This is a genomic window from Chthonomonas sp. (genome assembly GCA_016788425.1).
GTDB lineage: Bacteria > Armatimonadota > Fimbriimonadia > Fimbriimonadales > Fimbriimonadaceae > JAEURQ01.
On the sequence record JAEURQ010000002.1, the window covers coordinates 740,228 to 761,683 of the forward strand.

The 21,456-nt window shown below is 58.6% G+C and carries 21 protein-coding genes; 14 read left to right on the plus strand and 7 right to left on the minus strand.

Translation table 11 applies throughout. From position 1 onward, the window contains the following. Positions 1-128: 128 nt before the first annotated feature. The 9 genes from JNJ45_05615 to JNJ45_05655 all read left to right on the plus strand — a co-directional run bounded on the left by JNJ45_05615 (position 129) and on the right by JNJ45_05655 (position 11,564). Entirely contained in the window at positions 129-3,134 is a 3,006-nt protein-coding gene (locus tag JNJ45_05615; GenBank protein MBL8048141.1) for a phage tail tape measure protein, read from the plus strand. Positions 3,135-3,175: 41 nt separating this feature from the next. After that, positions 3,176-3,451, plus strand: coding sequence for a hypothetical protein (locus tag JNJ45_05620; GenBank protein MBL8048142.1), 276 nt, complete (start codon positions 3,176-3,178; stop codon positions 3,449-3,451). Between the two features lie 26 nt (positions 3,452-3,477). Beyond that, complete coding sequence (locus JNJ45_05625) at positions 3,478-4,389, plus strand: cellulase family glycosylhydrolase (GenBank protein MBL8048143.1); 912 nt, start codon at positions 3,478-3,480, stop codon at positions 4,387-4,389. A 3-nt stretch (positions 4,390-4,392) separates the two neighbouring features. After that, positions 4,393-6,693, plus strand: coding sequence for a hypothetical protein (locus tag JNJ45_05630; protein ID MBL8048144.1), 2,301 nt, complete (start codon positions 4,393-4,395; stop codon positions 6,691-6,693). A gap of 79 nt (positions 6,694-6,772) precedes the next feature. Then, complete coding sequence (locus JNJ45_05635; protein MBL8048145.1) at positions 6,773-7,180, plus strand: hypothetical protein; 408 nt, start codon at positions 6,773-6,775, stop codon at positions 7,178-7,180. Between the two features lie 157 nt (positions 7,181-7,337). Continuing rightward, complete coding sequence (locus JNJ45_05640) at positions 7,338-7,931, plus strand: DUF2460 domain-containing protein (GenBank protein ID MBL8048146.1); 594 nt, start codon at positions 7,338-7,340, stop codon at positions 7,929-7,931. Further along, positions 7,931-8,803 (plus strand): DUF2163 domain-containing protein, encoded by an 873-nt coding sequence (locus JNJ45_05645; GenBank protein MBL8048147.1) that lies wholly within the window; start codon positions 7,931-7,933, stop codon positions 8,801-8,803. The genes JNJ45_05640 and JNJ45_05645 overlap by 1 nt, the downstream gene beginning before the upstream one ends. After that, positions 8,800-9,216, plus strand: coding sequence for a C40 family peptidase (locus JNJ45_05650; GenBank protein ID MBL8048148.1), 417 nt, complete (start codon positions 8,800-8,802; stop codon positions 9,214-9,216). The genes JNJ45_05645 and JNJ45_05650 overlap by 4 nt, the downstream gene beginning before the upstream one ends. After that, positions 9,216-11,564, plus strand: a complete 2,349-nt coding sequence (locus JNJ45_05655; GenBank protein ID MBL8048149.1) for a phage tail protein — start codon at positions 9,216-9,218, stop codon at positions 11,562-11,564. The genes JNJ45_05650 and JNJ45_05655 overlap by 1 nt, the downstream gene beginning before the upstream one ends. Positions 11,565-11,589: 25 nt before the next feature. On the opposite strand, the gene JNJ45_05660 is transcribed toward JNJ45_05655, so the two are convergent. Next, on the minus strand, positions 11,590-11,943 hold the full coding sequence (locus JNJ45_05660) for a hypothetical protein (GenBank protein ID MBL8048150.1): 354 nt from the start codon (positions 11,941-11,943) through the stop codon (positions 11,590-11,592). 84 nt (positions 11,944-12,027) lie between these two features. On the opposite strand from JNJ45_05660, the gene JNJ45_05665 reads away from it, so the two are divergent. Genes JNJ45_05665 through JNJ45_05675 form a run of 3 tightly spaced genes read left to right on the plus strand, consistent with a single transcriptional unit; the run spans position 12,028 to position 14,145 of the window. Next, positions 12,028-13,449, plus strand: coding sequence for a chromosome partitioning protein ParB (locus JNJ45_05665; GenBank protein ID MBL8048151.1), 1,422 nt, complete (start codon positions 12,028-12,030; stop codon positions 13,447-13,449). A 51-nt stretch (positions 13,450-13,500) separates the two neighbouring features. Beyond that, positions 13,501-13,710: a hypothetical protein gene (locus JNJ45_05670; GenBank protein MBL8048152.1), complete on the plus strand. Its 210-nt coding sequence runs from the start codon at positions 13,501-13,503 to the stop codon at positions 13,708-13,710. Beyond that, positions 13,711-14,145 carry a JAB domain-containing protein gene (locus JNJ45_05675; GenBank protein MBL8048153.1) on the plus strand — a complete coding sequence of 145 codons (435 nt, stop codon included), beginning with the start codon at positions 13,711-13,713 and terminating at the stop codon, positions 14,143-14,145. It abuts the gene before it with no gap. Positions 14,146-14,460: 315 nt separating this feature from the next. Here the strand turns inward: JNJ45_05675 and JNJ45_05680 are convergent, their stop codons facing one another. The 3 genes from JNJ45_05680 to JNJ45_05690 all read right to left on the minus strand — a co-directional run bounded on the left by JNJ45_05680 (position 14,461) and on the right by JNJ45_05690 (position 17,840). Then, a complete protein-coding gene (locus JNJ45_05680; GenBank protein MBL8048154.1) occupies positions 14,461-16,092 on the minus strand; it encodes a hypothetical protein in 1,632 nt (543 codons plus the stop codon). A 96-nt stretch (positions 16,093-16,188) separates the two neighbouring features. Beyond that, positions 16,189-16,785, minus strand: a complete 597-nt coding sequence (locus tag JNJ45_05685) for a hypothetical protein (protein MBL8048155.1) — start codon at positions 16,783-16,785, stop codon at positions 16,189-16,191. A gap of 203 nt (positions 16,786-16,988) precedes the next feature. Then, positions 16,989-17,840 (minus strand): hypothetical protein, encoded by an 852-nt coding sequence (locus JNJ45_05690; GenBank protein ID MBL8048156.1) that lies wholly within the window; start codon positions 17,838-17,840, stop codon positions 16,989-16,991. A gap of 108 nt (positions 17,841-17,948) precedes the next feature. Here JNJ45_05690 and JNJ45_05695 point away from each other — a divergent pair, with 108 nt between their 5' ends. Both JNJ45_05695 and JNJ45_05700 read left to right on the plus strand, forming a co-directional pair. Beyond that, positions 17,949-18,758, plus strand: coding sequence for an endonuclease/exonuclease/phosphatase family protein (locus JNJ45_05695; GenBank protein MBL8048157.1), 810 nt, complete (start codon positions 17,949-17,951; stop codon positions 18,756-18,758). 13 nt (positions 18,759-18,771) lie between these two features. After that, on the plus strand, positions 18,772-19,338 hold the full coding sequence (locus JNJ45_05700) for a nitroreductase (GenBank protein ID MBL8048158.1): 567 nt from the start codon (positions 18,772-18,774) through the stop codon (positions 19,336-19,338). On the opposite strand, the gene JNJ45_05705 is transcribed toward JNJ45_05700, so the two are convergent. From JNJ45_05705 to JNJ45_05715, 3 genes are read right to left on the minus strand one after another with little or no spacing between them, the layout of a single operon-like run. Further along, positions 19,335-20,075, minus strand: coding sequence for a hypothetical protein (locus tag JNJ45_05705; protein ID MBL8048159.1), 741 nt, complete (start codon positions 20,073-20,075; stop codon positions 19,335-19,337). The two genes, JNJ45_05700 and JNJ45_05705, sit on opposite strands and share 4 nt — an antisense overlap. 9 nt (positions 20,076-20,084) lie before the next feature. Continuing rightward, complete coding sequence (locus JNJ45_05710) at positions 20,085-20,744, minus strand: hypothetical protein (GenBank protein ID MBL8048160.1); 660 nt, start codon at positions 20,742-20,744, stop codon at positions 20,085-20,087. A 39-nt stretch (positions 20,745-20,783) separates the two neighbouring features. Continuing rightward, positions 20,784-21,449, minus strand: a complete 666-nt coding sequence (locus JNJ45_05715) for a hypothetical protein (protein ID MBL8048161.1) — start codon at positions 21,447-21,449, stop codon at positions 20,784-20,786. Between the last annotated feature and the right edge of the window lie 7 nt (positions 21,450-21,456).

A 21,456-nucleotide genomic window follows, 5' to 3' on the forward strand; every position in this document is an offset into this window, starting at 1 on the left:
GATTGTCGCCAAAGTACAACGTGTTCATTGCCTGCCGCCGAAAGAAGGCGTTTTACCCAAGTTTTCCAAGGCGAAGCAATATGTGCGGACTTGTCCACTAACAGCCGCAAGGCGTACTTAGCCTAGCGATGGCCACCCGCGTCGCTGAACTGGAAGTACTGCTCGAAGCTGATACGAAATCCCTGGAACAGGGGATGGATCGGGCGAACAAAGCCATTGATGGGGTGAGCAAGCGCGCTAACAAGGGCGGAAGGTCGCTCCAGGAATTCGGTAATAGCACTTCAGCCGCGGGGCGTGACCTGATGGCGTTCTCCGCTCCAATGCTCGGTGCGCTCGGATACATCGGCAAGGTTGCTGCAGACTTCGAGAAGGTTCAGAACGAGATCCAGGCGGTTGCTGGTCTCACTGCTTCGCAAATGGAGGCGGTCTCGGAAAAGGCGCGACAACTTGGTGCAGACCTTACGCTCCCTGCGACCAGCTCGACGGATGCCATGCAGGCGATGCTTGAGCTGTCGAAGGCCGGACTCTCCGTGGTCGACACCATGGAAGCCTCACGTGGCGTCCTCTTGCTCTCGGCTGCCGGCGCCATCTCGAACGCTCGGGCAGCCGAAGTCGCGGCCAATGCACTGAACGCGTTTCAATTGAGCGGTGATAAGGCGGCAATGGTGGCCGACGCGCTCTCCGCCGCAGCCAACCGCTCATCTGCCGGAGTCGATGACTTGGCCCAAGGTTTCCAGGCGGGCGCGGCAGTGGCCAACATGTACGGGCTTACCGTGCACGAATTCACAACGACCCTAGCGGCGATGGCCAATGCCGGTATCAAGGGGTCCGACGCCGGCACCTCTGTGAAGGCCATGCTGATGGCCCTCACTCCAAAAACGTCGAAGGCAGCGGAGGCGATGGCCGAGCTCGGGCTCCAGTTCTACGACGCCGCAGGCAAACTCAAGCCGTTCCCTGACATCCTGTCGAACCTTCATTCGGTGCTCGAACCAATGACCCAGGAGCGCCGCAACTCGGTGATGAGCATGATCTTCGGCTCCGACGGTGTCCGGGCGGCCAGCATACTGTTCCAACTTGGTCCGAAAGGGTTTGCTGACCTGGCCGGGGGCATCAGTCAAGCGGGCGCCGCCGGTGACATGGCCAGTGGCAAGCTCAAAGGGTTTGCCGGAGCGTGGGAGCGGCTGAAATCGGTGACGCAATCAGTAGCTGAAGACCTTGGTTCCAGAGTGCTCGGACTCGCGACCCAGGTTGTCGAAGGAGTTTCGCAGATGATCGCCGTGGTGAGTTCTTTGCCGGAGCCGGTGCAGAATGGCATCCTGGTGTTCATGGGGTTGGTTGCGGCAGCGGGCCCTGTTTTGATGGCAATTGGATCCATGGCGACGGGGCTATCGGCCCTTGCTCCGATTCTGGCGGCTTTGACGGGGCCGATTGGTTTAGTGGTGGCGGGCGTCGCCGCACTTGCGGCCGCGTTCGCGACCAACTTCGGTGGCATTCGCGATGCGGTGATGCCGCTGATCCACGAAGCAGCTCCCCAGTTCTTGGCCGCGTGGGAGAATGTGAAAGAGTGGATGGTGACGGCGTGGTCGGGATTCTCCGCAGAGGTTGCGTCATGGTTCGAGCCGGTTGTCGCCTGGTTCAAAGAGAACTTGCCCGATATTCAGCGTACGGTCGAGACTGTGCTGACGACGATTCAAGAATTCTGGAAGGCGCATGGTGAGGACATCACGGCCACGGCCAAATTTGTGTGGGATCTTATCAAGTCGATTGTCGGCACTGTGATGCAGGCGATTGGCAACATTATCAAGGTTGTGATGAAGGTCATTCAAGGTGACTGGAAGGGGGCTTGGGAAGTCATCCGGCGCTACTTTGCTGACCTGTGGACGGGAATCCTGGGCGTCCTTCAAAAGGCAGTCGTTGCCATATCTGGACTGATGGTTACGCTGTGGAACATGATCAAGGATGCGGCGGGCCGAATCTTCCATGCGGCCGTTGACATTGGCAAAAACATTGTCGAGGGCATCAAGCAAGGGTTCATGCGTGTTTGGGAGGGTGCCAAGAAGTGGATGCGAGACCAAATTACTGCCTTTGTTGAAGGAGTTCGGGGCGTTCTCGGCATTCGTTCACCTTCCAAGGTCTTTGAAGAAATCGGGGGTTACGTCGTTCAGGGCTTTGTGAACGGGATCGAGGCGGGTCTGGCTCGCATGTTTGAGGTTGGCCGGGCCATGTCGCTCGCGGCTCGGGCGGGGCTGGATTCGGTGCCGCTTACGGGGCTGGACGCACTGGAGAAGGCGGTGGAGCGGGCTGAGGACCGAGTCGTTCAAATGAAGACGGCCATTGCCGAGGCGATGGACCCGGTTCGAAACGGGCTGGCCAAATTTGTCGGGCTCAGCCTATCGGAATGGAAAAAGCTGGGCGACGGGATGCAGAAGAAGCTGGTTGGCTTAAGGTTCATGCAAGCTTTGAAGGAAGGCAAGCTGACATGGCTCGGCGGTCTTGGTCCCTATTCCGGTCCGCTACCGAAGGTACCGGAGCCCGAGACGCCGGCATTGGTTGACACCACTCGGACGTTGGATCAGTGGCAGCTCCTGAATCAGCAGATCCACGATGATTCGATGAAGATGCGCGAGGACCTGTATGACACGTTCACGAAGCTCTTTGACGATATTCTGGGTGGTGGCTTTAAGAACCTATTCGGAACCATCCAGCGGACGATCAGCAACTTTCTGCTCCAGCAGGCTCATGCCGGGCTCTCGGAGCGATTTGGGAGCTGGCTGGGCGGGGCGTTGAACATTCCGGGATTCGGCGGGGGAATGAGTCCGGTTCCAGTTGGTCCGATGGGCGGAATCTTTGCGGCAGCGATGTCGATTCCTGGTTTGCTTAAGCGTCGCTCGGTCGGGGGACCGGTTTCAGCTGGCGACACGGCCCTGGTGGGCGAGGAGGGTCCTGAGGTAGTGCAGTTTGGACGCTCTGGTTCGGTTACGAGCGCCCGGCAAACGGCGGCGCTGGCCGGTAGCAACAACATCGTGGTGCACATCCACATCAATGCGATGGATGCCGGGTCGGTGGTTCGGAGTTCAAAGCAGGTCGCGCAGCAATTCGGGAATGCTATCCGCGATGCCATGGGGAACAACTAGTGGCAACTTCGCTCCGCGAGCCTACCGTCTTTGAGCTCGGCATGATCGAGGCCATGGACCGGCTCGAAGTTGCGACGTCGATGAGTGACCAGAATGAAGCGCTCCTCGCCATGCTTGAATGCCTTGCTGCAAGACTCTATCCGGAGGGATTTGATTTTGTGTTCTTCAGCAGCTATTCGGATCGGGTCAATGGAACCGAAGGTTCGCTTCGGTTCAAGTGCGCCAACAATACCGAGTTGCATGGATTGCAAGCGCGCCTTGCCGGGTGGATTCAGGACGAGCTCACGGAGCTTCGGGAGCAAGAGAAATCTGATTGATGCCTGAATGGGGCTGAACCGGCCCGATGCCGTACTTGTCCCTTTTGATGAGACGCGTTCTACTAATTCTCCTAACTGTCCTTTCCATTTCGCTGGCCCATGGGTTTGTTGATGTGGGGGCGGGCGTGTCCCTCGGATGGAAGCCGGATCGGGCAAAAATTGCTGAGATTCATGAAGCAGGATTCAAGTTGCTGCGGTTGCCGTTTGACTCGAATCCGGACGTCGAGCTGGTCAAGGCGGCGACCTCGAAAGGTCTTCGGGTCGTCGTCGATTTTCACCCTCCGCTTTCCTGGTACTCGGACCCTTTTGCCATGTTTGACCTGCCGGGGAAGTGGTCGAGATGGGCAAAGCAACTGCAGGGAATTTCGAGTGATGAACTAGCGTTTGAGGTCCTCAATGAACCGAGGGCGGCGAAGCGAGGCCCGGTATACGACTCGCTCATGGTTGCCTGCATTGCGGCAATCCGGGAAGTTTCTCCTTCGCGCTGGATTGTAGTTTCTAACCCGCAACTTTCTGATATTGATTGGTTTGCCGGACCCTTGGGAAATTGGACAGCCCCTCAGTACGACAGACTCATTGTTCCGCTACATTACTACCGGCCGTACGAAGTGACCCATCCGGCGAGTTACCGTGGCCAAGTCGGCCCAGACACCCCGGTGGGGGGAGGGACTAAGTTTGACCTTTCGGATTGGTCGAACCGTGAACTTCATTTCCAACGCTATGTGAACTGGTGCCGCGAGAATCGTGTGCAGGCATGGCTTGGCGAAGCTGGGTGTTATGAGTCGGTGCCAGGCAGGCTTACTTGGTTCAGCGAAGTGGCGAAGTTGGCTCGTACCTACTCGGTTCCAGTTTGCTGGTGGGGTTGGCGCGATCGGTTCGGCTATCGGCCCGAGCAAAAGGACGCTGCTTCAGTTCTCAAGGTCATGCTGGATCGGTGACACTTGGCTATTACGAATTCCACTCCCTCTTCTGCTAGCAGCTCGTCATGGCTGAATCCGTCGAATGCGATCGCGGATGGTTCAGGTTCGGCGGTGCTGGCGGGTGGTGCGGCGAACGGCTGGTTGATCCTGACCGGATTTTCCGGGATTCCTAACGAGTCGATCATCGGGATTGAGGTCGTCGCGGAGGTCGATCCGTACAACCCATCGGTCATCGGCGCATTAGTCTATGGCGCAAACCTGCCTGATTGTGGGGATGACGCGGGCGCGGTCATCGATGGCGACGGCGCGACGTGGTACGGCTGGACTACGACCGGCGGAACGCTGGGAGTCACGGCTCTCTTCGATTTTGGGGCCGCCACAACAGTAGGCAAGTTCAGTTTCGTCGCAGAAGTGTTCGGTGATACGACTCCCACCTGGGACGTGCAGTACTCGGCGGACGGCGTCAACTGGACGGTCGCGCCGACTCTCACCGGGACGTTTCTGCCAGCTGGCCCGCAAGTGATTTCGATCGCGATGGATCTGGCGACGATTGGAGTAGGGCTAACCCCAGTGACGGCCAGATACTGGCGAGTTTGCGTTGGCGATCAATCCACTGGAGGGCTCGCCCGGCCGAGAATTTACACGTTCACGCTCTTTGCGGCGGACAGAACGACGGTTCTCACACCCTCGCCGAGTTTGTCCAGGACAGTGGAAATGTCGGTTAGTCGGAGTGGCACTCCGACAGATGTTCATACGGTGTCACTGCCTTCGTCCGGAGGGCTGGTGTCGGTTGGCGGTCCGAGTTCACTGTTTTCGCAATCATGGATTCCTGGTGACTTCAACAGCGGGTCGGCAGCGATCTACATTCGACGTGGATCGGGCACCGGAGAGCACACAGGGTCTCCACGATCCGTTGACCGAGCGTACTTGATTGTCTACAGCACCGCCGTTGGCGGGAGTTTGGGAACAACTATGAGTGTTACGCGCAAGTGTTTTATCGCCATTGAGAAAAATGGCTCAGGAGTTTCAACGCGAGGCGCCGGGACACCGGCCACGCACCGAGTGATGTCCGCGCAAATTGATTTTGTGCCCGATGTTCAGATCGATCGACACAACGTGATGGGTTCGAAGCTCCCAGACAAGTTCGTGCTCACGAAGGCAAGTTCGGAAGGGTCCTTGGACGAGGGTAAGCCGTGCTACAAGGAGCTTGGATTTTGGCTTGCCTGCATCTGTGGGGCTCCGGTTTCGACGGAGATCGTTACGGGCGTGTGGCAGCACACATTCACACTGAAAAGCAATTCCCAGGATGACATTCGCTCGTTGGCGGTCGAAATCGGCGAAGATGCTGGGGCGACGGGTGGCAAGAAGGTGGCGTACGCGATCCTGAACCAGCTCGCGTTCGAACTGTCGCGTGAGGATATTTCGATGACGGGGGCTCTGCTTGCTCAAAAGATCAGTGAGCCGGTTACCATCACGGCGGGGCCAAACGATGTTCAAACGCTTACCGTCACGGCCACAGGCGGCACTGGATACGCGCTGGAGTTCATGGGCGCCCGAACTTCTACCCTTGCGTTCAACGCCAATAACTCGGCGATCCAGACCGCACTTCGGGCGCTGTCCACGATCGGAGGCGCGCACGTGACCGTGACCGGATCGGGGCCGTATGTGATCACGTTCAATGGTAACTTGGCCGGGCGCATGCAAGAAAAGATCAGGGTCGTTGACCTAGGGCTCACCGGTGGCACAGCGACACTCGTTCACACGACGGTGGGCGGCATAAAGGAACTTGAGTACATTCCAGTCAAGCCTGGGGACATCTCTCTGTACTATGCTTCAAGCATTGCGACGCTGGCCACGAACAAACTCGCGGGAGTTTCGACATCGGGGTTTGAGATTTCGGATCGTTTCAATGTGCGATGGGTTCAGGATAAGGCGAAGACGAGCTGGTCCAAGCATGTGGAAGCGCTGCCAACCGTTGCGCTTGATATCACGGCGGAGTCAGTGCCGCTGAACGGTTCTCCGGACACTGGCTACACGGGGGCGAGTGGTATCTCCCTTTGGGCAGATTGTGAAGCGGGAGTGCAAAAGTTTGTTCGGATGGAAGCAATCTCCGACACGATCGTGGCGTCGGCAATTCCCTACTCGCTCACCATCACGATGTTTGCCGGCATCGCGGACGGCGGAGGGTACGAGAACTCGGACTTCACGATCGACCGTGACCTGCAGTTCCAGGCGTGTATGAATGCCGACTGGGGTAAGGCGATGGAAGTCGTCCTCGTGAACGATGTTGCTCCTCCATCGGCTGGTCAGAGCGCGTACTAGCCATTCGGAACTGACGCGGTTCCGCTCATCAGCCCCGGTTCGCTTTGGCGGCCGGGGTCTTCGCGTACTTGTCTGACTGATGAGCACTAAACTCTCCAGCATTGAAGGGCGCGTGACACGAAAGATCACGCACCGAGACATCACATTTGAGATTTCCTACCTGCCTGAGGCGATCAAGGTTAAGCACTTGGAGTTGTTCAGGGAGATGAGCAAGATGAAGGGCGACGAGGATCGGCAACAGGAGTTGGCGGAGAAAAACGCGGACTTGCTCCTTGCCTACGGCCTTCAGTGGGATTTTGTGAACGATTCGGATCAGCCGATCGCGGTGACACGAGAATCCATCCTCGAACGCTCGATCGCGCTGCAAGGTGTAATTTTGACCGAAATCATGCGAGACCAGGTCCCAAACCAACCGACGCCGCCGAGCTCCGGAGATACCTCCGCTCCGGTGGCAGGAGCGGCAGACAACCCGAGTACTACTCAGTAAACGAGATCGCGAAAGTGCACGGTCAAGCGCCCCACACCGTTGCCGACTGGCCAGCTCACTGGCTGGAAAAGGCGTTGGTGTGCCTGTGGGCTGAACGGGCCGCCGAGAGCGATCGCGAGAAGCGCAGAGAGGCTGAGGCCAAACGGACTAAGCAGAAATGAGCTTTCACGACGTGTATCTGCCTCTTCCAACTGAGTGGGGTGTGCGCGGTGGTCCGCAGTTCAAGACGACCAAGGTCGTCGCGGCTTCGGGCTATCAGCAACACAATGTCGAGTGGGATCAGCCGTTGCGAAAGTGGTCGATCGATATGACGGGGATCGACCCAAGCGAGTTTGATGCGCTCGAAGCGTTTTGGCTCGGGCGCGAGGGATCGGCGCACTCGTTTCCGTGGTCTGACCCATCCGACTTCGAGGTCGCCTCGCCGATGCAATTCGCAACTGGCAACGGTTCCTCCACCACGTTTCAGTTGACCAAGACCTACTCCGATGGCGTGGTGACCACAGTACGGAAGATTCTGCATCCGGTTGTCGCAACCATTGAAGTGCGGGTCGCCGGCACGGTGACCTCCTGCACAGTCAACCGACTGACTGGCATCGTGACCTTCGGTTCGGCTCCGGCGAACGGCGCTGCGATCGACTGGAAGGGCAGGTTTGATATTCCGGTTCGGTTTGAATCCGATGAGCCAACCTGGACGCTCTTTGGCCCGGTGGCGAGCTGGACTAACGTGACTCTGTTGGAGGTTCGAACGTAATGCCGCGGTCACTCAGCCCGGCGATGCTGACGCATATTCAGGGTGACACGCTGACACTCGTGCGGCTCATCGAGATTGTTCGGCCGCACGATGGAGCGCGCTTCGGTTGGGTGCTGAGCGATCAACCCGTCACGTTTGATAGTCTCGTGTTTAAGCCTCTTGACGGCGTGGCCAGCTCGGTGACTCAGCAATCCGCCGGCACCGGGATCGACAACCTCGAATTCTCGGGCGTATTGCGCGATGACCGGATTTCGACCGAGCATCTTGAAGCAGGACTTTACCGGGGGGCGACGGTGATTGACCGAGTTGTGAACCGCTTGGACCTTGCCGCGGGCGTGCTGTTTCGAGACGACTATGTGGTTGGAGCGATCCAGATTGAGGACGGCGTGTTCCGCCTGGAACTGGAATCTAACGAGCAACTGCTCAAGGTGATGGTCGGGGATCGAACTCAGCCTGGCTGTCGGTGTAGTCGCCTCGGGAATGCTCAGTGTAAGTTTGCTTTTGGCAACATCGGTGGGGTTCCATCGCGGCCTACACGCACGGTCTCATTGGTGAGTTCAGATGTCGTGTTTCGAGTTAGCGGCGATTCTGCGCCGGCCGGCTTCTATTCCCGCGGCTATGTCAAGGGCGTGGGTGGCGCGAATGATCTGATCGAAGTGCAGATCAAGGAGCACCGAGTGGTCTCCGGAGTTTGTGAAATCGAGCTCCGCTCGCCGATGCCGTTTGCGGTCACGGTCGGCGAAACCGTTCGCCTCGAGGTGGGTTGTGACGGAGCCTTCTCCACTTGCGGAACGAAATTCGGCAACGCAAACAATTTCCGTGGCGAGCCTTATTTGCCTGGCAACTCGCTTTATGTGAGGACCGCAGAGTGATCGATCGCGCTCAGATTGTCCCGATTGCCCGGACGTACCTCGGAACTCCCTACCACCACGAAGGTGGTGTGAAGGGCGTCGGCGTGGACTGCGCCCGGCTCCTCGCCTGTGTGTTCGAAGAGTGTGGCGGGCAGGTCGGCGTAAGGGCATCGGGGCTTCCGAAGGTGGGCGACGTGTTCGAGATTATGTGCGGCGAGATCGAGCAGGTTTGTGAGCTAGTCGAGGGCCTCGATTATCAGCCGAATGACGTGCTGGTTTTCCGCACACCGGCCATGCCAAACCACGTTGCTCTCTGCACCGGCGAGACCATGATTCACGCACACAGCGGGGTGGGCTGGGTTGTGGAAGAGCCGATCAGTGAGATGTGGCGGAAGCGACTTGTCCGGGTTTACCGGTTGCGAGGTGACATTTAGTGGGCGCGGCGACGATTATCCTGGGTGGGCTCGGCGCGGCCGTCGGTTCCACGATTCCGGGGGTTGGAACCAAGTTTGGTTTCCAGGTCGGGGCGAGCCTGGGCGGAATGATCGACCAAAGCGCGGCAATCGCGGGAATGGTCAACGAGGTCGGGAAGTTATCCGATCTGCGGTTCTCAGGGTCAGCGTATGGCGCGGATATTCCCCGGGTCTGGGGGCGAGCTCGTCTTGGTGGGAATCTGATCTGGGCGGCAACCGACGCCAGTGGCAACCATCTGAAACAAGCGGTGAAGAAGTCGGGCGGAAAGGGTGCGACTCCCACGACAAAGACATACAGCTACACGAGCACATTCGCCATGATGATCTGCACCGGCACATTGACCATGCCGGACGGCACCCAGGTCAAGCGGAACCTTGGCCTGCGAAAGATTTGGTTCGATGGCAAGCTCGTTTATGATTCGGCGGACTCTGACTCGATCCTGTTCGACAAGGTCACGTACTACGATGGCGATGAGAGCCAGGCGCCTGATCCGCTCATTGTGGCTCATGAGGGTGGGGTTGCCGATGACGTGTGCGCTCACCGCGGAATGTGTTACGTGGTTTTTGACGACGTGGCAGTACCTGGTCGGTTGCCGTCTGTGGAATTCGAGATTGAAAGCGGATCCCTGACTTACTCAACGGTGTTGAGTGACCTCTGCCGCTCGTCAGGATTGGCCACAGGTCAACTATCGTTCGGGACCCTCCCCACGTGTCATGGATTCGTGCAATCGGGCCGTATGGCCATCCAGGAGCCGGTGAACGGCATTCTGGACTTTCTGTCTTGTGATCTGGTCTCGGTGAACGGGGCAATGACGGGCGTGGCGCGTGGCGGCGGAGTAGTACGGGCGATTGATCCACTGCACCTTGGGGCAGGCAACGGTTCTCCCGGAGCCAAACTGAGGAAGTCCTTACCGAAGTCGCGCGACTTCCCGAGCCAGGTTGAAGTGCAGTACTTCGACATCGATGCAGACCTCCAGGCGGGAGCACAATCCGACCGGCGAGCAGAGGGCTCCATTGACAATCAAGTGAGCTTCTCGTATCCGATCGCGATGACCGGGGCGGTTGCCCAAGCCACGGTGCGCCGGAAGATGGACGAGCTCTGGGCCGCTACCGACACAGCCGAAATCTCGGTGCCAATGATGTACGCGGATCTGATTCCGAGTGACGTGGTAACGCTGGAGGGCGTCCGGTACCGAATCACGAACATGGAGCGGGTTCCGATTGGGGCCATTCGGTTTGAGATGGTCAGGGAGCGGGCCGAGAGCCTCACGCAGGTGGGAACACCCTCGGCAGGAGGCACTGGTTCGATTGCTCCCGAGGTGCCAGTGCCTACGGTGTTCCGGGCATGGTCGGGCGTTGAGATTTCGGACGATCATCGTGGCTCGGCGGGCTTCTACGTGGCTGGAGCAGGTGCGGCCGGGTGGCGAGGAGCGACCGTGTTCTACTCTCCGGATGCCGGAACCACATGGATTGAGGCTGGCACGATATCACTGCCTTCGGTGTTCGGGGTGACCACGTCAACTCTGTCGGCTTCCGGGGCCGTGGCCGACACTTTCGATACCACGAACACGGTAGGCGTGGACATTTCGGCAAGTGGCGGGGTTGTGGAGTCCACTTCGGATGCCGACGTGCTTGCAGGGAACAATCACGCGATCGTTGGTTCGGAGCTGCTCGGGGTCGGGGTATCCAGCCTGGTTTCGGCAAATAACTACACGCTGTCAAGGCTACGCCGCGGTGAGCGTGGCTCGACCATGTCCGGCCATACAACCGGCGAGTTGTTCGTGATGGTCGGTCCGGAGACAGTGCGGGTTGCTGTTGACGCGGGCCTGGTCGGATCTTCGGTGCTGGTCAAGGCGGTGTCGCCCTACCAAGCGATGGGCGATGTGGGTGCCGTATCGGTAACGATCGCGGCACCCACTCCGGATCCAATTGAAGGCGCGATCGATGCGCTGAATTCGAGCGCACAGTACCCAGTGTTCTCATCGGGCTCTTTGGCCAGCGGAACCGCTGAGGTCACGAGTTGGACGACGGTCACACCCTCTGGCCTGCCCAGCCAGGCAAAGAGCTTGATCGTGTTCGCATGGGCGCGAAACAGCGGTTCAACACTGACCAAGATCCGGGTGCGGACCGGCTCTGGAGCGACTGAGCACGAGGTTCTGCGTGTGAAAGCGGATTCGGACACGGACGAAAATGGCAGCCAGGCTATGATCCCGCTGAGCGGCGGCGGGACGTTCCAGTACGTGGTCGAAGGTCCGGACGTTGTCTCGTGGGAAGTTCAGTTGATCGGTTACTGGCGGACGGTCGCGTAAACTTCTGGTTAAATTCCAGCTTTGATCAGATGTGATTTTCTAGGTTGATAGCCATTTCCTGTACCTGATCACTTAAGCATTCACAAGCACACTCGAAAAGCGAATCGATTCCGGCCTGGATATGCCGGGCACAATCCGGTCTCAACCACTCTGCACAATGGCCCCAGTCAATCTGCATTCGAACTGCCATTGACAGGACTTCTTGGGGCTTCCGGCCGATGGAGTAAGTGCCATCAGCCAGGCCGAGGGCTTTTCTAAAAAAGGACACCGCTTCAGGGTTGGTGACTCGACCCGAGGGTCCATCGGTGACTTTCATCCGATTTCCTTTGTCCCAACCCACTCCGAACTCAATAAACATGGGGTTCTTAACTTGCTCCATCAGTTTTCAAATAGTGGCATGAATTTGCAAGGAAGAAAGTACCTGTCATGATTGACTTTTCCACGAGTCGCGGTGATGCCGAGTATGGCATCGCAAAGATTCGCGAAGTACAAAGTACTGGCCCTCGAAGCGCTCACGCTTTGGGACCGAAACTACCGACAGGGCAACGTCGAGATCATCCGCAACTCGATTCTGCGGTTCGGGTTCAACTCCACGGTGCGCGTTCGCGGGGGTGTGGTGTACGCCGGCAACCACAGCGTGAAGGCTTTGCTCGAGCTCCAGGCGAGCGGTGCTCCGCCACCGCCGGGCATCGAGGTCTCGCGCGGGCGTTGGATGGTGCCGTGCATGGACATATCGCACCTGAGCGAGGAGGAGGCGATGGCTTTCGCGATTGCGGATAACCGCGCCAGCGACATGGCGGTCAACGATGACGATGCGCTGGCCGCGCTGCTCAGCGAAATCAACATCCAGGACCCAAGTTTGCTGGCCGATACGGGGTTCAGCGGGTCGGAGCTCGACGATTTGCTGGCGGCATTGAATCAGATGAGCACACCGGACGTGGTGCAGGGCCAAACCGGAACACTTGCCGAGCGGTGGCTCATGGCGCCATTTTCGGTCCTCAACGCGCGCTCTGGCGAATGGCAGCGGCGGAAGGCCGAATGGTTGGCGACCGGCATTGACTCGGGAGCTGGGCGCGATGCCCACCTGATCGGTGGCGAGGGAAAGACGGCTTACGGGGCGCGGGTGGCCGGACGCGACGCGACGACCGGAGAGCTGGTGTATGCCGAGGGGTTGGGCGGCACCTCCCTCTTTGACCCGGTGCTGGCGGAAATCGCCGTAAAATGGTTTTCTGGCGAGGGGGCGACGGTGCTTGACCCATTTGCGGGCGGAAGCGTCAGAGGCGTGGTGGCGGCCCGCCTGGGGCGAAATTACGTGGGCATTGATCTCCGGCCCGAGCAGGTTGCGGAGAACGAGCGCCAGGCGTCGGGCATGGGGATTGTGGACGCGCGGTGGGTGGTCGGCGACTCGCGCGAGATTCTGAGATTAGCCGATGGGGTCAGCGCTGACCTCCTCTTCAGTTGCCCGCCTTACGGTGATCTTGAGCAGTACTCGGATGATCCGCGCGACCTTTCGGCGGTGAGCTGGGAGGAGTTTCTCGTCGGCTACCGACAGATCATTTGCGATTCTTGCTCCTTGCTGAAGGATGATCGGTTCGCGGTTTTGGTGGTCGGCGAGATCCGCGACAAGCAGGGGAATTATCGGGGGTTGGTCCCGGAGACGATTCGGGCGTTTGAGGACGCGGGCTTGGCATTCTACAACGAAGCGATTTTGGTCACGCAGGTCGGGACACTGCAGTTTCGGATTAACCGGCAGTTTGAGGGGGCGAGGAAGCTGGGGAAGACGCACCAGAATGTGCTCGTTTTCTTGAAAGGCGATGCGAAACGGGCTTCGCAGGCGGCGGGGGTCGTGGAATTGCCGGAGGAAGAGTTGGTGATTGTCGAATAAAGTCGGCGAGGCCCTTGCTAAAGCGACTGGACAACCCTAAGCTTGCTCGTGATGGACGATCTAAACTCGATGCGATCGGAACTCCGCCGACTCCGAAAGGAGTTTTTGAATGGCAACAATGAAGCCCGGGGGCCGATGCACGAATTGGCCGAGCGGTGCGCCGCCACGTACAATGCGAAGGCGAAGGAAATCGCCAAACGCCACGGTGTCCGCCCCCGGCTCACGACGGCCGCTGTGATTCTGCGGCGCGGGGAGTTCTAGGTGATTGCTCCCCTTTACCGAGTTTCCCTCGTGCGCGAGCGCGACGTGCCAAACCCTTACATGCATGACCCTGAGTCCGCTTCAAAGCTGCTGCAGGACTATCTGCGCGACCGGGACCGCGAGTACTTCGTCGTGCTCATGCTGACCGCCAAGAAAGAGGTGTTGGGCATCCACGACGCGCACGTCGGCGACCTGACGAGCTGCCCGGTGGTGGGGCGCGAGGTGTTCAAGGCTGCCGTGATTCTTGGAGCTTGCTCGATTATCCTAGCTCACAACCACCCGTCGGGCGATCCGGAGCCAAGCCCGGAGGACTTTGAGGTCACGGCGAAAATGATCGAGGCGGGTGCGCTGCTCGGCATCCAGGTTTTGGACCATATCATTGTGGGGAGTCGCGGGGTTCACTCGATGCGGCGGCGGAATCACGGCGTGTTCTGAGAAACATTCGAACGCTTGGTTTTTTATACCAACGAAACGTAGAAACCTGGTCATTGCGGCGATTTGTTACTTTAAGCTGGCTTCGGGCGGACGTGCTGAGCGCATCAAATGGTTCTGTAATATTTCGGCACACTTTTCTGCTTTGAAAAATTACCAGACGCTTTCCCGGCAGAACTACGGGTGTCACCCCTGGACGTGCGTCAACTGGTCTTGCAGGTTCAACGACCACGGACGCCTGTCACCCTTTTGAAGGCTGGTCGGCGGGTTCGAGTCCCCTTGCCTCCACCACTAACTTTTCCTGCTCAACTGCCCGAGCTATGGAAGTTGGGCGCGAAAGGCTTGACTTGTTCCATCGGCTCTGTACGCTGTTCCGACGACAACTGAGCCATCGTAGTTGATGTCCGAAATAGTAGTGCTTACAAAGCCAAACGGGTGCCCAACGAATTGAAACTCGCCAGAGTTTCTTGACACATAGGGAGCGTATATTCCACTGTGCTCAAGGGGATTCGAGTTGATGACCACCGTGTTTCCGTCGCCGCTAACTATACACGAATATGGCCTGGTCACGAATGACGGCAAACCGAGTTCTTCCACGCCACCTGATTCGGTCCAACGGAAGGGGCGATTACTGGAGTAGCCCACAACGACCGACCCATCTGAACTCAAGTCATTCGGATAAAGTCGAGCGTCACCCTCGGGTCCGAATGTCCGCTTGCCATTTGCGGCCGTCCAAAGGAACGGTCTTTTAAAGGCATCTACGCCAAGGATGACGGAGCCGTCTCGGCTCATTTTAACGAGGCCGTCTCGCTCCAGCTCGCTTGCCAGCACCCCGAATTGGTCCGTCGGTTGCCAAGTAATATTGTAGTAAATAGTGTCGAAGAAGAACTCATATGTGTACCTACCCCGTATGATTCGACCATCTCCACTTACTTCGTCGATATATCGTTGAGGCCAAGGTGCCCTTTCCTGCAGACCATTCGCGGGCGTCCACAGATAGAAACGATCACTTAGGTTACCGGTCAGTACGTTGCCATCGTCACTCATTATCACGTATCCGCGCCATTTTGGTGCGCTGCCAAACTGCTGTACTCCTTCCGCCGTGGACCACCTGAAAATGTGAGATGTTTCTCCCTCAGAAAATACTCCCGCAACGACTGAACCGTCGGCACTTACTGCCCTCGCTTCCGAGTCTTTCGCAGATAAGAGAGGTTCAATGTTGAAGCTTGAAGGGCCAACAACAACATGAAAATAGATTCCCAGTGCAATGTCGGTTGCTCCCAGAAGGGTTGTTGAAGCACCCTCTGCCAATGCTCGAAGCTGAATTCGGTTGGATGGATAACCTAAGGGAGCGAAATCGACGGCTAAGACTGCCAAATTTGGGTTACCATAAAGTTTTAAACCTTCCCAAAGCAGGACCTCGGCGCGATCTCTGGTCATCGTTTTCCAGGTCACTGTGACTTCTTCACCAACCGCAAGTCGCGAATTTGCAGGTTGCGAAGATTCAGTGGGTCCATACTCAGCTTCGCTCAAGACCAATGTGGTCGGCCACGTCAGGTTATCTCCTGGCTTCACTTTGAGGTCCTCATGTCGAACCCCCGAGACGATGGTGCCGACACCTCCGGGCTGGTCAAAGAGTTTAACGTCTAATCGGTAGTGGTCATTCGCCGGCAAACTCAGTTCTACGGACGTTTCGGATTCGCGACCAATCTGGGGTCGATCGACGGTGCGCGAGACTACTTCGCGCGAGCTCCCGCCCTCTATGGAACTCATTGTGACGGTCAGGCTCTTAGGCCGGAATGGAGCTGTGTCGGTGGCATCTGGCCACCGTGTCGTGACGGTGAACTTGCCGGTGCCAGTCTTTGGAGCGCCCGCACCGCCACACCCAACGATCAAAAATAGCGTGGCGAGGAGGAACGGCCATAGGTGGCGAAGAGGGCTGGCAGACACTGTCTTATGATATCCCAAAACCGCAATAAACCGATGTTGTTGGGCACTCCTAGGTGGCTAGGCCCCAGGGAAAGGAGTAGTGGGTCAGCTGGCCAGCTACCGAATTCGGGCTCGAAACGCTTGCGTGGTTCCGTCGGCTCGATAGGCTGTGCCGACAACGACCGAGCCATCGTAGTTGACGTCCGTGATAACCGTCCGGATGAATCCAGGCGCATTCCCGAGGAATTGATACTCACCGGAATTCTTTAACACGTAGGGGGCGGTGTGATAAGTAGCCAGGTCAAGGGTCGCGTTTAGGATCACGGTATTTCCATCGCCGCTGACGAGGCATCCTCCTCCAGTGGCACCTAACGGCAAACCTAAGCCTATTGATCCGCCGGCTGCTGTCCAGCGGAAGGGGCGATCGTTATTGAGGTTTCCCACAATGACCGACCCATCTGAACTCACATCGCTCGGGGCTTTAACATAGCTGCCGTCCGTACCGGGTAACCAGACGATACCGCTTGCCGATGTCCAATAGAAATATTGAAGGCGCCCATCAAAAGCGAGCATCACGGTGGCGTCTCTGTTGGTCTGGAAAATATATTTGCCCCTTATATCCTCCGGCAGCTGGCCGATCTGGTCACCAGGTTGCCATGTTGAACTCGTAAACTGTGTATTAACAAACTCATCGTCTTGCAGCGATTGAATCATGATCTGACCGTCGCCACTAATAGCGCTGATACTTCGGCGAACATATGGTTCGGTCGAGATCGCCGCTCCTTGTTGGAGGCCAGCGGATGGGGTCCAACGATAAAGACGATTGTTTAGCCTCCCGGCCAATACGTTTCCATCGGCACTCATGACGACCCCCGCAAGGTAGTTTTGGGCGCTGCCTATCACCTGGAGTCCCTCTGTCAGGGCCATCTGAAGACTTGATCGGTCTCACCATCGCGGGAGACCCCCGATACGACCGTGCCGTCGTCGCTCACCGCAGTTACATAGGAACTTTGCGCATTCGTGAGAGGCTCAATGTCAAAAGTGGATGGTCCCGCAATGAACAAGAATTCCAAGTCCGTACCGATCCGTGGGCTGGAGGGCCTGATGCGCGACGTGCCCTCTGACAAAACTCGAAGTTGAATTCGATTGGACGGATAGCCGAGTGGTGCCAAGTCCACGCTTGTAACCGCGGGATTTGTGTTCTCCGCAATTTGCAAATTCTCCCAAACAATGAACTCCGCTCGATCAGGGCTAAATGTGGTTTTCCAGGTGATCGTTAGTTCGTCCCCAACCTCGATTCGCGACTGTTCTGGTTGCGAAGTAGTCGTCCCGTGGGACAGATTGCCATCATCAACACACGTTGTGGGATAGCTAATGTTGGCTCCCGGCTTCACCTCAATGTCATCATGGCGGACTCCCGTGACGACGGTGCCCGCCCCTCCAGGCTGGTCGTAAAGTTTGATGTCAAGACGGTAATTGTCATCCGCGGGCAAACCCAGTTCCACCAACGTGTTAATATCCTGACCCACTCGTGGCCGGTCCACGCTTCGCGAGATCACTTCGCGGGAGCTCCCGCCATCTACGGTGCTCATCGTCACCGTCATGCTCTGCGGCCGGAACGGAGTCGCATCGCTGGGGTTTGGCCAACGAGTTGTGACCGTGAACTTGGCGGTGCCCGCTTTCGGAGCGCCCGCACCTCCGCAACCGACGATCAAAAAGAGCGCGGCGAGGAGGAACGGCCAAAGGTGGCGAAGCGGGCTGGCGGACACTGTTTTATGATATCCCAGAACTTTAGAAAATCATTGCTGTTTAGCAAGACATTCATTCGAATGTAAGCCACCTTCTGCCGAAGACACTTGAACTGGTAGCCTCTAGAAATGCTCCTGTCCACACTCGCAGCCGGATTCGCCTTCGCCGCTGCGCCGCTTGAACTCACCGTGATGACCTACAACATCCGTTACGGCACCGCGCCCGACGGCGTGAACGCGTGGCCGAACCGCAAGGAGGCGGTGATGGGGTTGCTGCGCAAGCACGACCCCGATGTGCTCGGCGTGCAAGAGGCGCTGGCGGGGCAGATTGACGAGCTGCAAAAGGCCCTGCCCGGCCACGAAATGATCGGCGTCGGCCGCGATGACGGCATGCGCAAGGGCGAGTTCAGCGCGATTTTTGTGCGCGCCGCGAAGCTCGGTCTGCGCGAGAGCGGCACGCGCTGGATCAGCCCCGAACCCGAGCGTCCCGGGAGTCTGGCGTTCGACGCGCAAATCACGCGCATTTTCACCTGGGGGGATTGCTTTGCCGAGGGCGGAACCCGCCTGTTGGTGCTCAACTGCCACCTCGATCACCAGTCGCAAAAGGCGCGCCAGATGGGCGGCCAGCACATGCGCAAGTTCATCGACGCTCGCCCGAGTCTGCCGGCGATTGTCATGGGCGATTTTAACAGCCCGGCCAGCGATCCGCCGGTGCAAACTCTGGTGGCCAAAGGCCGTCTGACCGACCTGATGCCAGCGGAGGGGCCGTTTGGGACGTTCACGGCGTTCAAACCCGAGGCGATCGACGGGCCGATGATTGACCACATCCTCATCTCAAAGCATTGGGAACCTCTGAGCGTCGAGATTGATCGCACGACCATTGACGGCCGGGTGCCGAGCGACCACTTTCCGGTGATCGCTCGGGTGCGGCTCCGCTAGTAAACTAGTAGCTATGAGCACCTCCACCCAATTCGATGCTGCGCAAGCGCTTCAGTTAATGCAAGATCGGCGCAGCATGGGGCTGTCGAAGCTCAGCGATCAACCGGTCGATCGAGCCCTCATCGAGCGGATGCTGGAGGCGGCCAATTGGGCGCCGAGTCACGGGGACACTGAGCCTTGGCGGTTCGCGGTGTTCATGGGCGAGGGCCGTCAAGCGCTGGCCGACATCTTCACTCGGGTGGACGAGAACGCCCACAAGCGCGCGTTCGCCGCGCCGGTGTGGATCGCCATCGGGCTGGAGCCCGCCGTCAACGACGAAGGCGAGCTCAAGATGACGATGGAAGAAGAGCTGATGGCTGTGGCTTGCGCGGTGCAAAATCTGCACCTGATGGCGCGCGCTCAGGGCCTCGCGGGAATGTGGCACAGCAAAGGCATTTCCGTGCATCCGGGCGTCGCCGAGCAGCTTGGCTGGACGCCGCCGAGCCGCATCATGGGGTTCTTTATGTGCGGCTGGCCCAATTGCGATTGGCCCGCCGGTGAGCGCGGCCCGTGGCAAGACAAGGTCCGCTTCTTCGACTAACGGCCAAGCTGAGCGCGGACCTCGCGCGGGTGGTCGGTGATGATGAAGTTCACGCCGAGTTGCCGGAGGCGATCGACTTCGGGGCCGGGCGGGACGGTCCACACAAAGAGCGGCAGTTTGCGCTCGCGGGCGGCGCGAGCCAGCGGCTCATCGCAGTTGCTAAAGTGCACGCCAATGCCGTCGGTTTTGAGGTTCGCGAGTTCTTCGGGTTTGATTTTGCCGCCGTGAAGCAGCACGGTGATGAGCTTCGGATTGAGCCGCTCGACCTCGGCCATGCGCTCCGCATGGAAGCTAAAGATGATCACCTGATCCTCCATTTTGCGGGCACGGATGAGGTCCACCATCCTGCGCTCGATTCCGTCGCCATCTTTAATCTCGATCACCAGCACAATCCGCTTGCTTGTGAGGCTCATGAGTTGGCCGAGGTCGGGCACGCCGGCCTCTCGCATGGCTTGGGCGGCGGTCTCGTTCACCGCGCCCTTAATTTTAGTCGTGCGATCAAGGGTCGCGTCGTGAATCACCATCATCTCGCCGTCCCTGCTTCGGCGGATGTCGCATTCGGTGGCCGCCGCCCCGCTCGCAATTGCTTCTTCAAACGCGGGCAGCGTGTTCTCTGGCTTGACCGACGCGGCACCCCGATGGCCGATCACCAAAGTTTCTGACCAGGAATCGGCGACAACCTTCTTGGCGGAAACCGTGGTGAGGGCAAGACAGGCCGTAATCGTCGCGAGGAGCATGCGTGCAGTTTAACTCGCCGGGTCGGGCAACGGGTCCTCGCCCATCGCCAGCTCGATCATCGCGCGTCCGTAGGCAAAGAAGGCTTGGCGAGTATCGAGCGGCAAGCTCGCGACCTCGCCGAACAGTTTGCCGAGGAAAAAGCGAATGCTCCCGATTTCGTGGACGTGGTTATCGGGCGAGTAGCCGTTAAAGGCACGCAACTGCTCCACATGGTCGCGGTGGAATTGCTGCGACTCGCGGTACCGAATCCACACATCGTTTTGGCTGGCGAGGCGGGGAAGTTCGGGCTGGCGGACCACCGTGTTGAGGAGGACCGCCGAGGCGTACACGTTCGAATGCGCGCACTCCTCGCGCCGCTCATCGGTGTCGGGTGTCATGTAATCGCCCGCGCGAGCCGCGCGCTTGGTGAGATTCGACACCCACATTTGAGCCTCGAATAGTGTTTTGGCGTTGGGTTGAAGCTTGGCCTCGCGCTCGAACTTGCCGGCCATCGCTCGCGCCAGAAGAGTATTGGCGGCGATTCTGGTTTCGCGATGATCCCCGTAAGTTGACTTGGCCTCGCGCAACCACGCCGCCCGGCTCAGCGTATGGACTTGCGGTGGGAGCGGACCGTTCGGGTCGAGGTGTTGTTGGGCGAAAACCAGCGAGGCAGCGACAAGAACGAACATGATTTATGGACGCGCCCAAGGCGTCCTGGTATCGGATTGTTAGAGCTTAATCTCGAAATCCTTATCCACCGGCGGAGTGGGGTGTGACACCCGCTCCCGCCGGTTGGGGAGGACTTGTTTGGCGCGGCCCGCCATGTCGCCCCACGAGAGCGCAAAGACCACGCCCATGCCGAGAAGCGGCAACAAAATGAGGCTGTTAAACGGTACTGAACTGCTCTTGAACAATCCGGCCATGCCGCGAATCCCATCGGGGATGAGCAGACCGAAGAGCAAGAATCCGCCCCAAACGGTCATCATCACGACGCCCTTTTTGACGTCGCCGCTGAGCACCTGACCCAGGCCGGGAACCACCATGCTGGCGAGCAGGTTGGTCTTGACCTCGGCCACGTTTTCCACCTGCGAAAGGGGCATGCCGAAGTCGCCGCTTTGGGCGAGAATGGCGGTCGCCATTTTGTTCTCAATCTCCTTGTCCCCAGGCGTGCGTTCAAGCGCCTTGCGGTAAAGCTCAATCGCTTTGCCCGATTGGTGGTCCAGCACGTAAAGGTCGGCGAGGCTCATCTGCACGCCGGGATGTTCTTGGTCAAGGGCTTCCAGAGCTTGCCGCGCGCGGCGCACGGCGCCGGGTTCGTTGCGACGCTGAGCCATGGCCAGATCGCGCTGAATCCGCTCAATCTCATCCCAGACCACATCCAAGCGATCCTGCATTGCCCTA

Excerpts from the sequence above, each read along its gene's own strand:
- JNJ45_05615 (MBL8048141.1), top strand. The coding sequence starts at position 129 with ATGGCCACCCGCGTCGCTGAACTGGAAGTACTGCTCGAAGCTGATACG.
- JNJ45_05620 (MBL8048142.1), top strand. The coding sequence starts at position 3,176 with ATGATCGAGGCCATGGACCGGCTCGAAGTTGCGACGTCGATGAGTGAC.
- JNJ45_05625 (MBL8048143.1), top strand. The coding sequence starts at position 3,478 with ATGCCGTACTTGTCCCTTTTGATGAGACGCGTTCTACTAATTCTCCTA.
- JNJ45_05635 (MBL8048145.1), top strand. The coding sequence starts at position 6,773 with ATGAGCACTAAACTCTCCAGCATTGAAGGGCGCGTGACACGAAAGATC.
- JNJ45_05640 (MBL8048146.1), top strand. The coding sequence starts at position 7,338 with ATGAGCTTTCACGACGTGTATCTGCCTCTTCCAACTGAGTGGGGTGTG.
- JNJ45_05645 (MBL8048147.1), top strand. The coding sequence starts at position 7,931 with ATGCCGCGGTCACTCAGCCCGGCGATGCTGACGCATATTCAGGGTGAC.
- JNJ45_05660 (MBL8048150.1), bottom strand. The coding sequence starts at position 11,943 with ATGGAGCAAGTTAAGAACCCCATGTTTATTGAGTTCGGAGTGGGTTGG.
- JNJ45_05665 (MBL8048151.1), top strand. The coding sequence starts at position 12,028 with ATGGCATCGCAAAGATTCGCGAAGTACAAAGTACTGGCCCTCGAAGCG.
- JNJ45_05670 (MBL8048152.1), top strand. The coding sequence starts at position 13,501 with ATGGACGATCTAAACTCGATGCGATCGGAACTCCGCCGACTCCGAAAG.
- JNJ45_05685 (MBL8048155.1), bottom strand. The coding sequence starts at position 16,785 with ATGATTCAATCGCTGCAAGACGATGAGTTTGTTAATACACAGTTTACG.
- JNJ45_05695 (MBL8048157.1), top strand. The coding sequence starts at position 17,949 with ATGCTCCTGTCCACACTCGCAGCCGGATTCGCCTTCGCCGCTGCGCCG.
- JNJ45_05700 (MBL8048158.1), top strand. The coding sequence starts at position 18,772 with ATGAGCACCTCCACCCAATTCGATGCTGCGCAAGCGCTTCAGTTAATG.
- JNJ45_05705 (MBL8048159.1), bottom strand. The coding sequence starts at position 20,075 with ATGCTCCTCGCGACGATTACGGCCTGTCTTGCCCTCACCACGGTTTCC.
- JNJ45_05710 (MBL8048160.1), bottom strand. The coding sequence starts at position 20,744 with ATGTTCGTTCTTGTCGCTGCCTCGCTGGTTTTCGCCCAACAACACCTC.
- JNJ45_05715 (MBL8048161.1), bottom strand. The coding sequence starts at position 21,449 with ATGCAGGATCGCTTGGATGTGGTCTGGGATGAGATTGAGCGGATTCAG.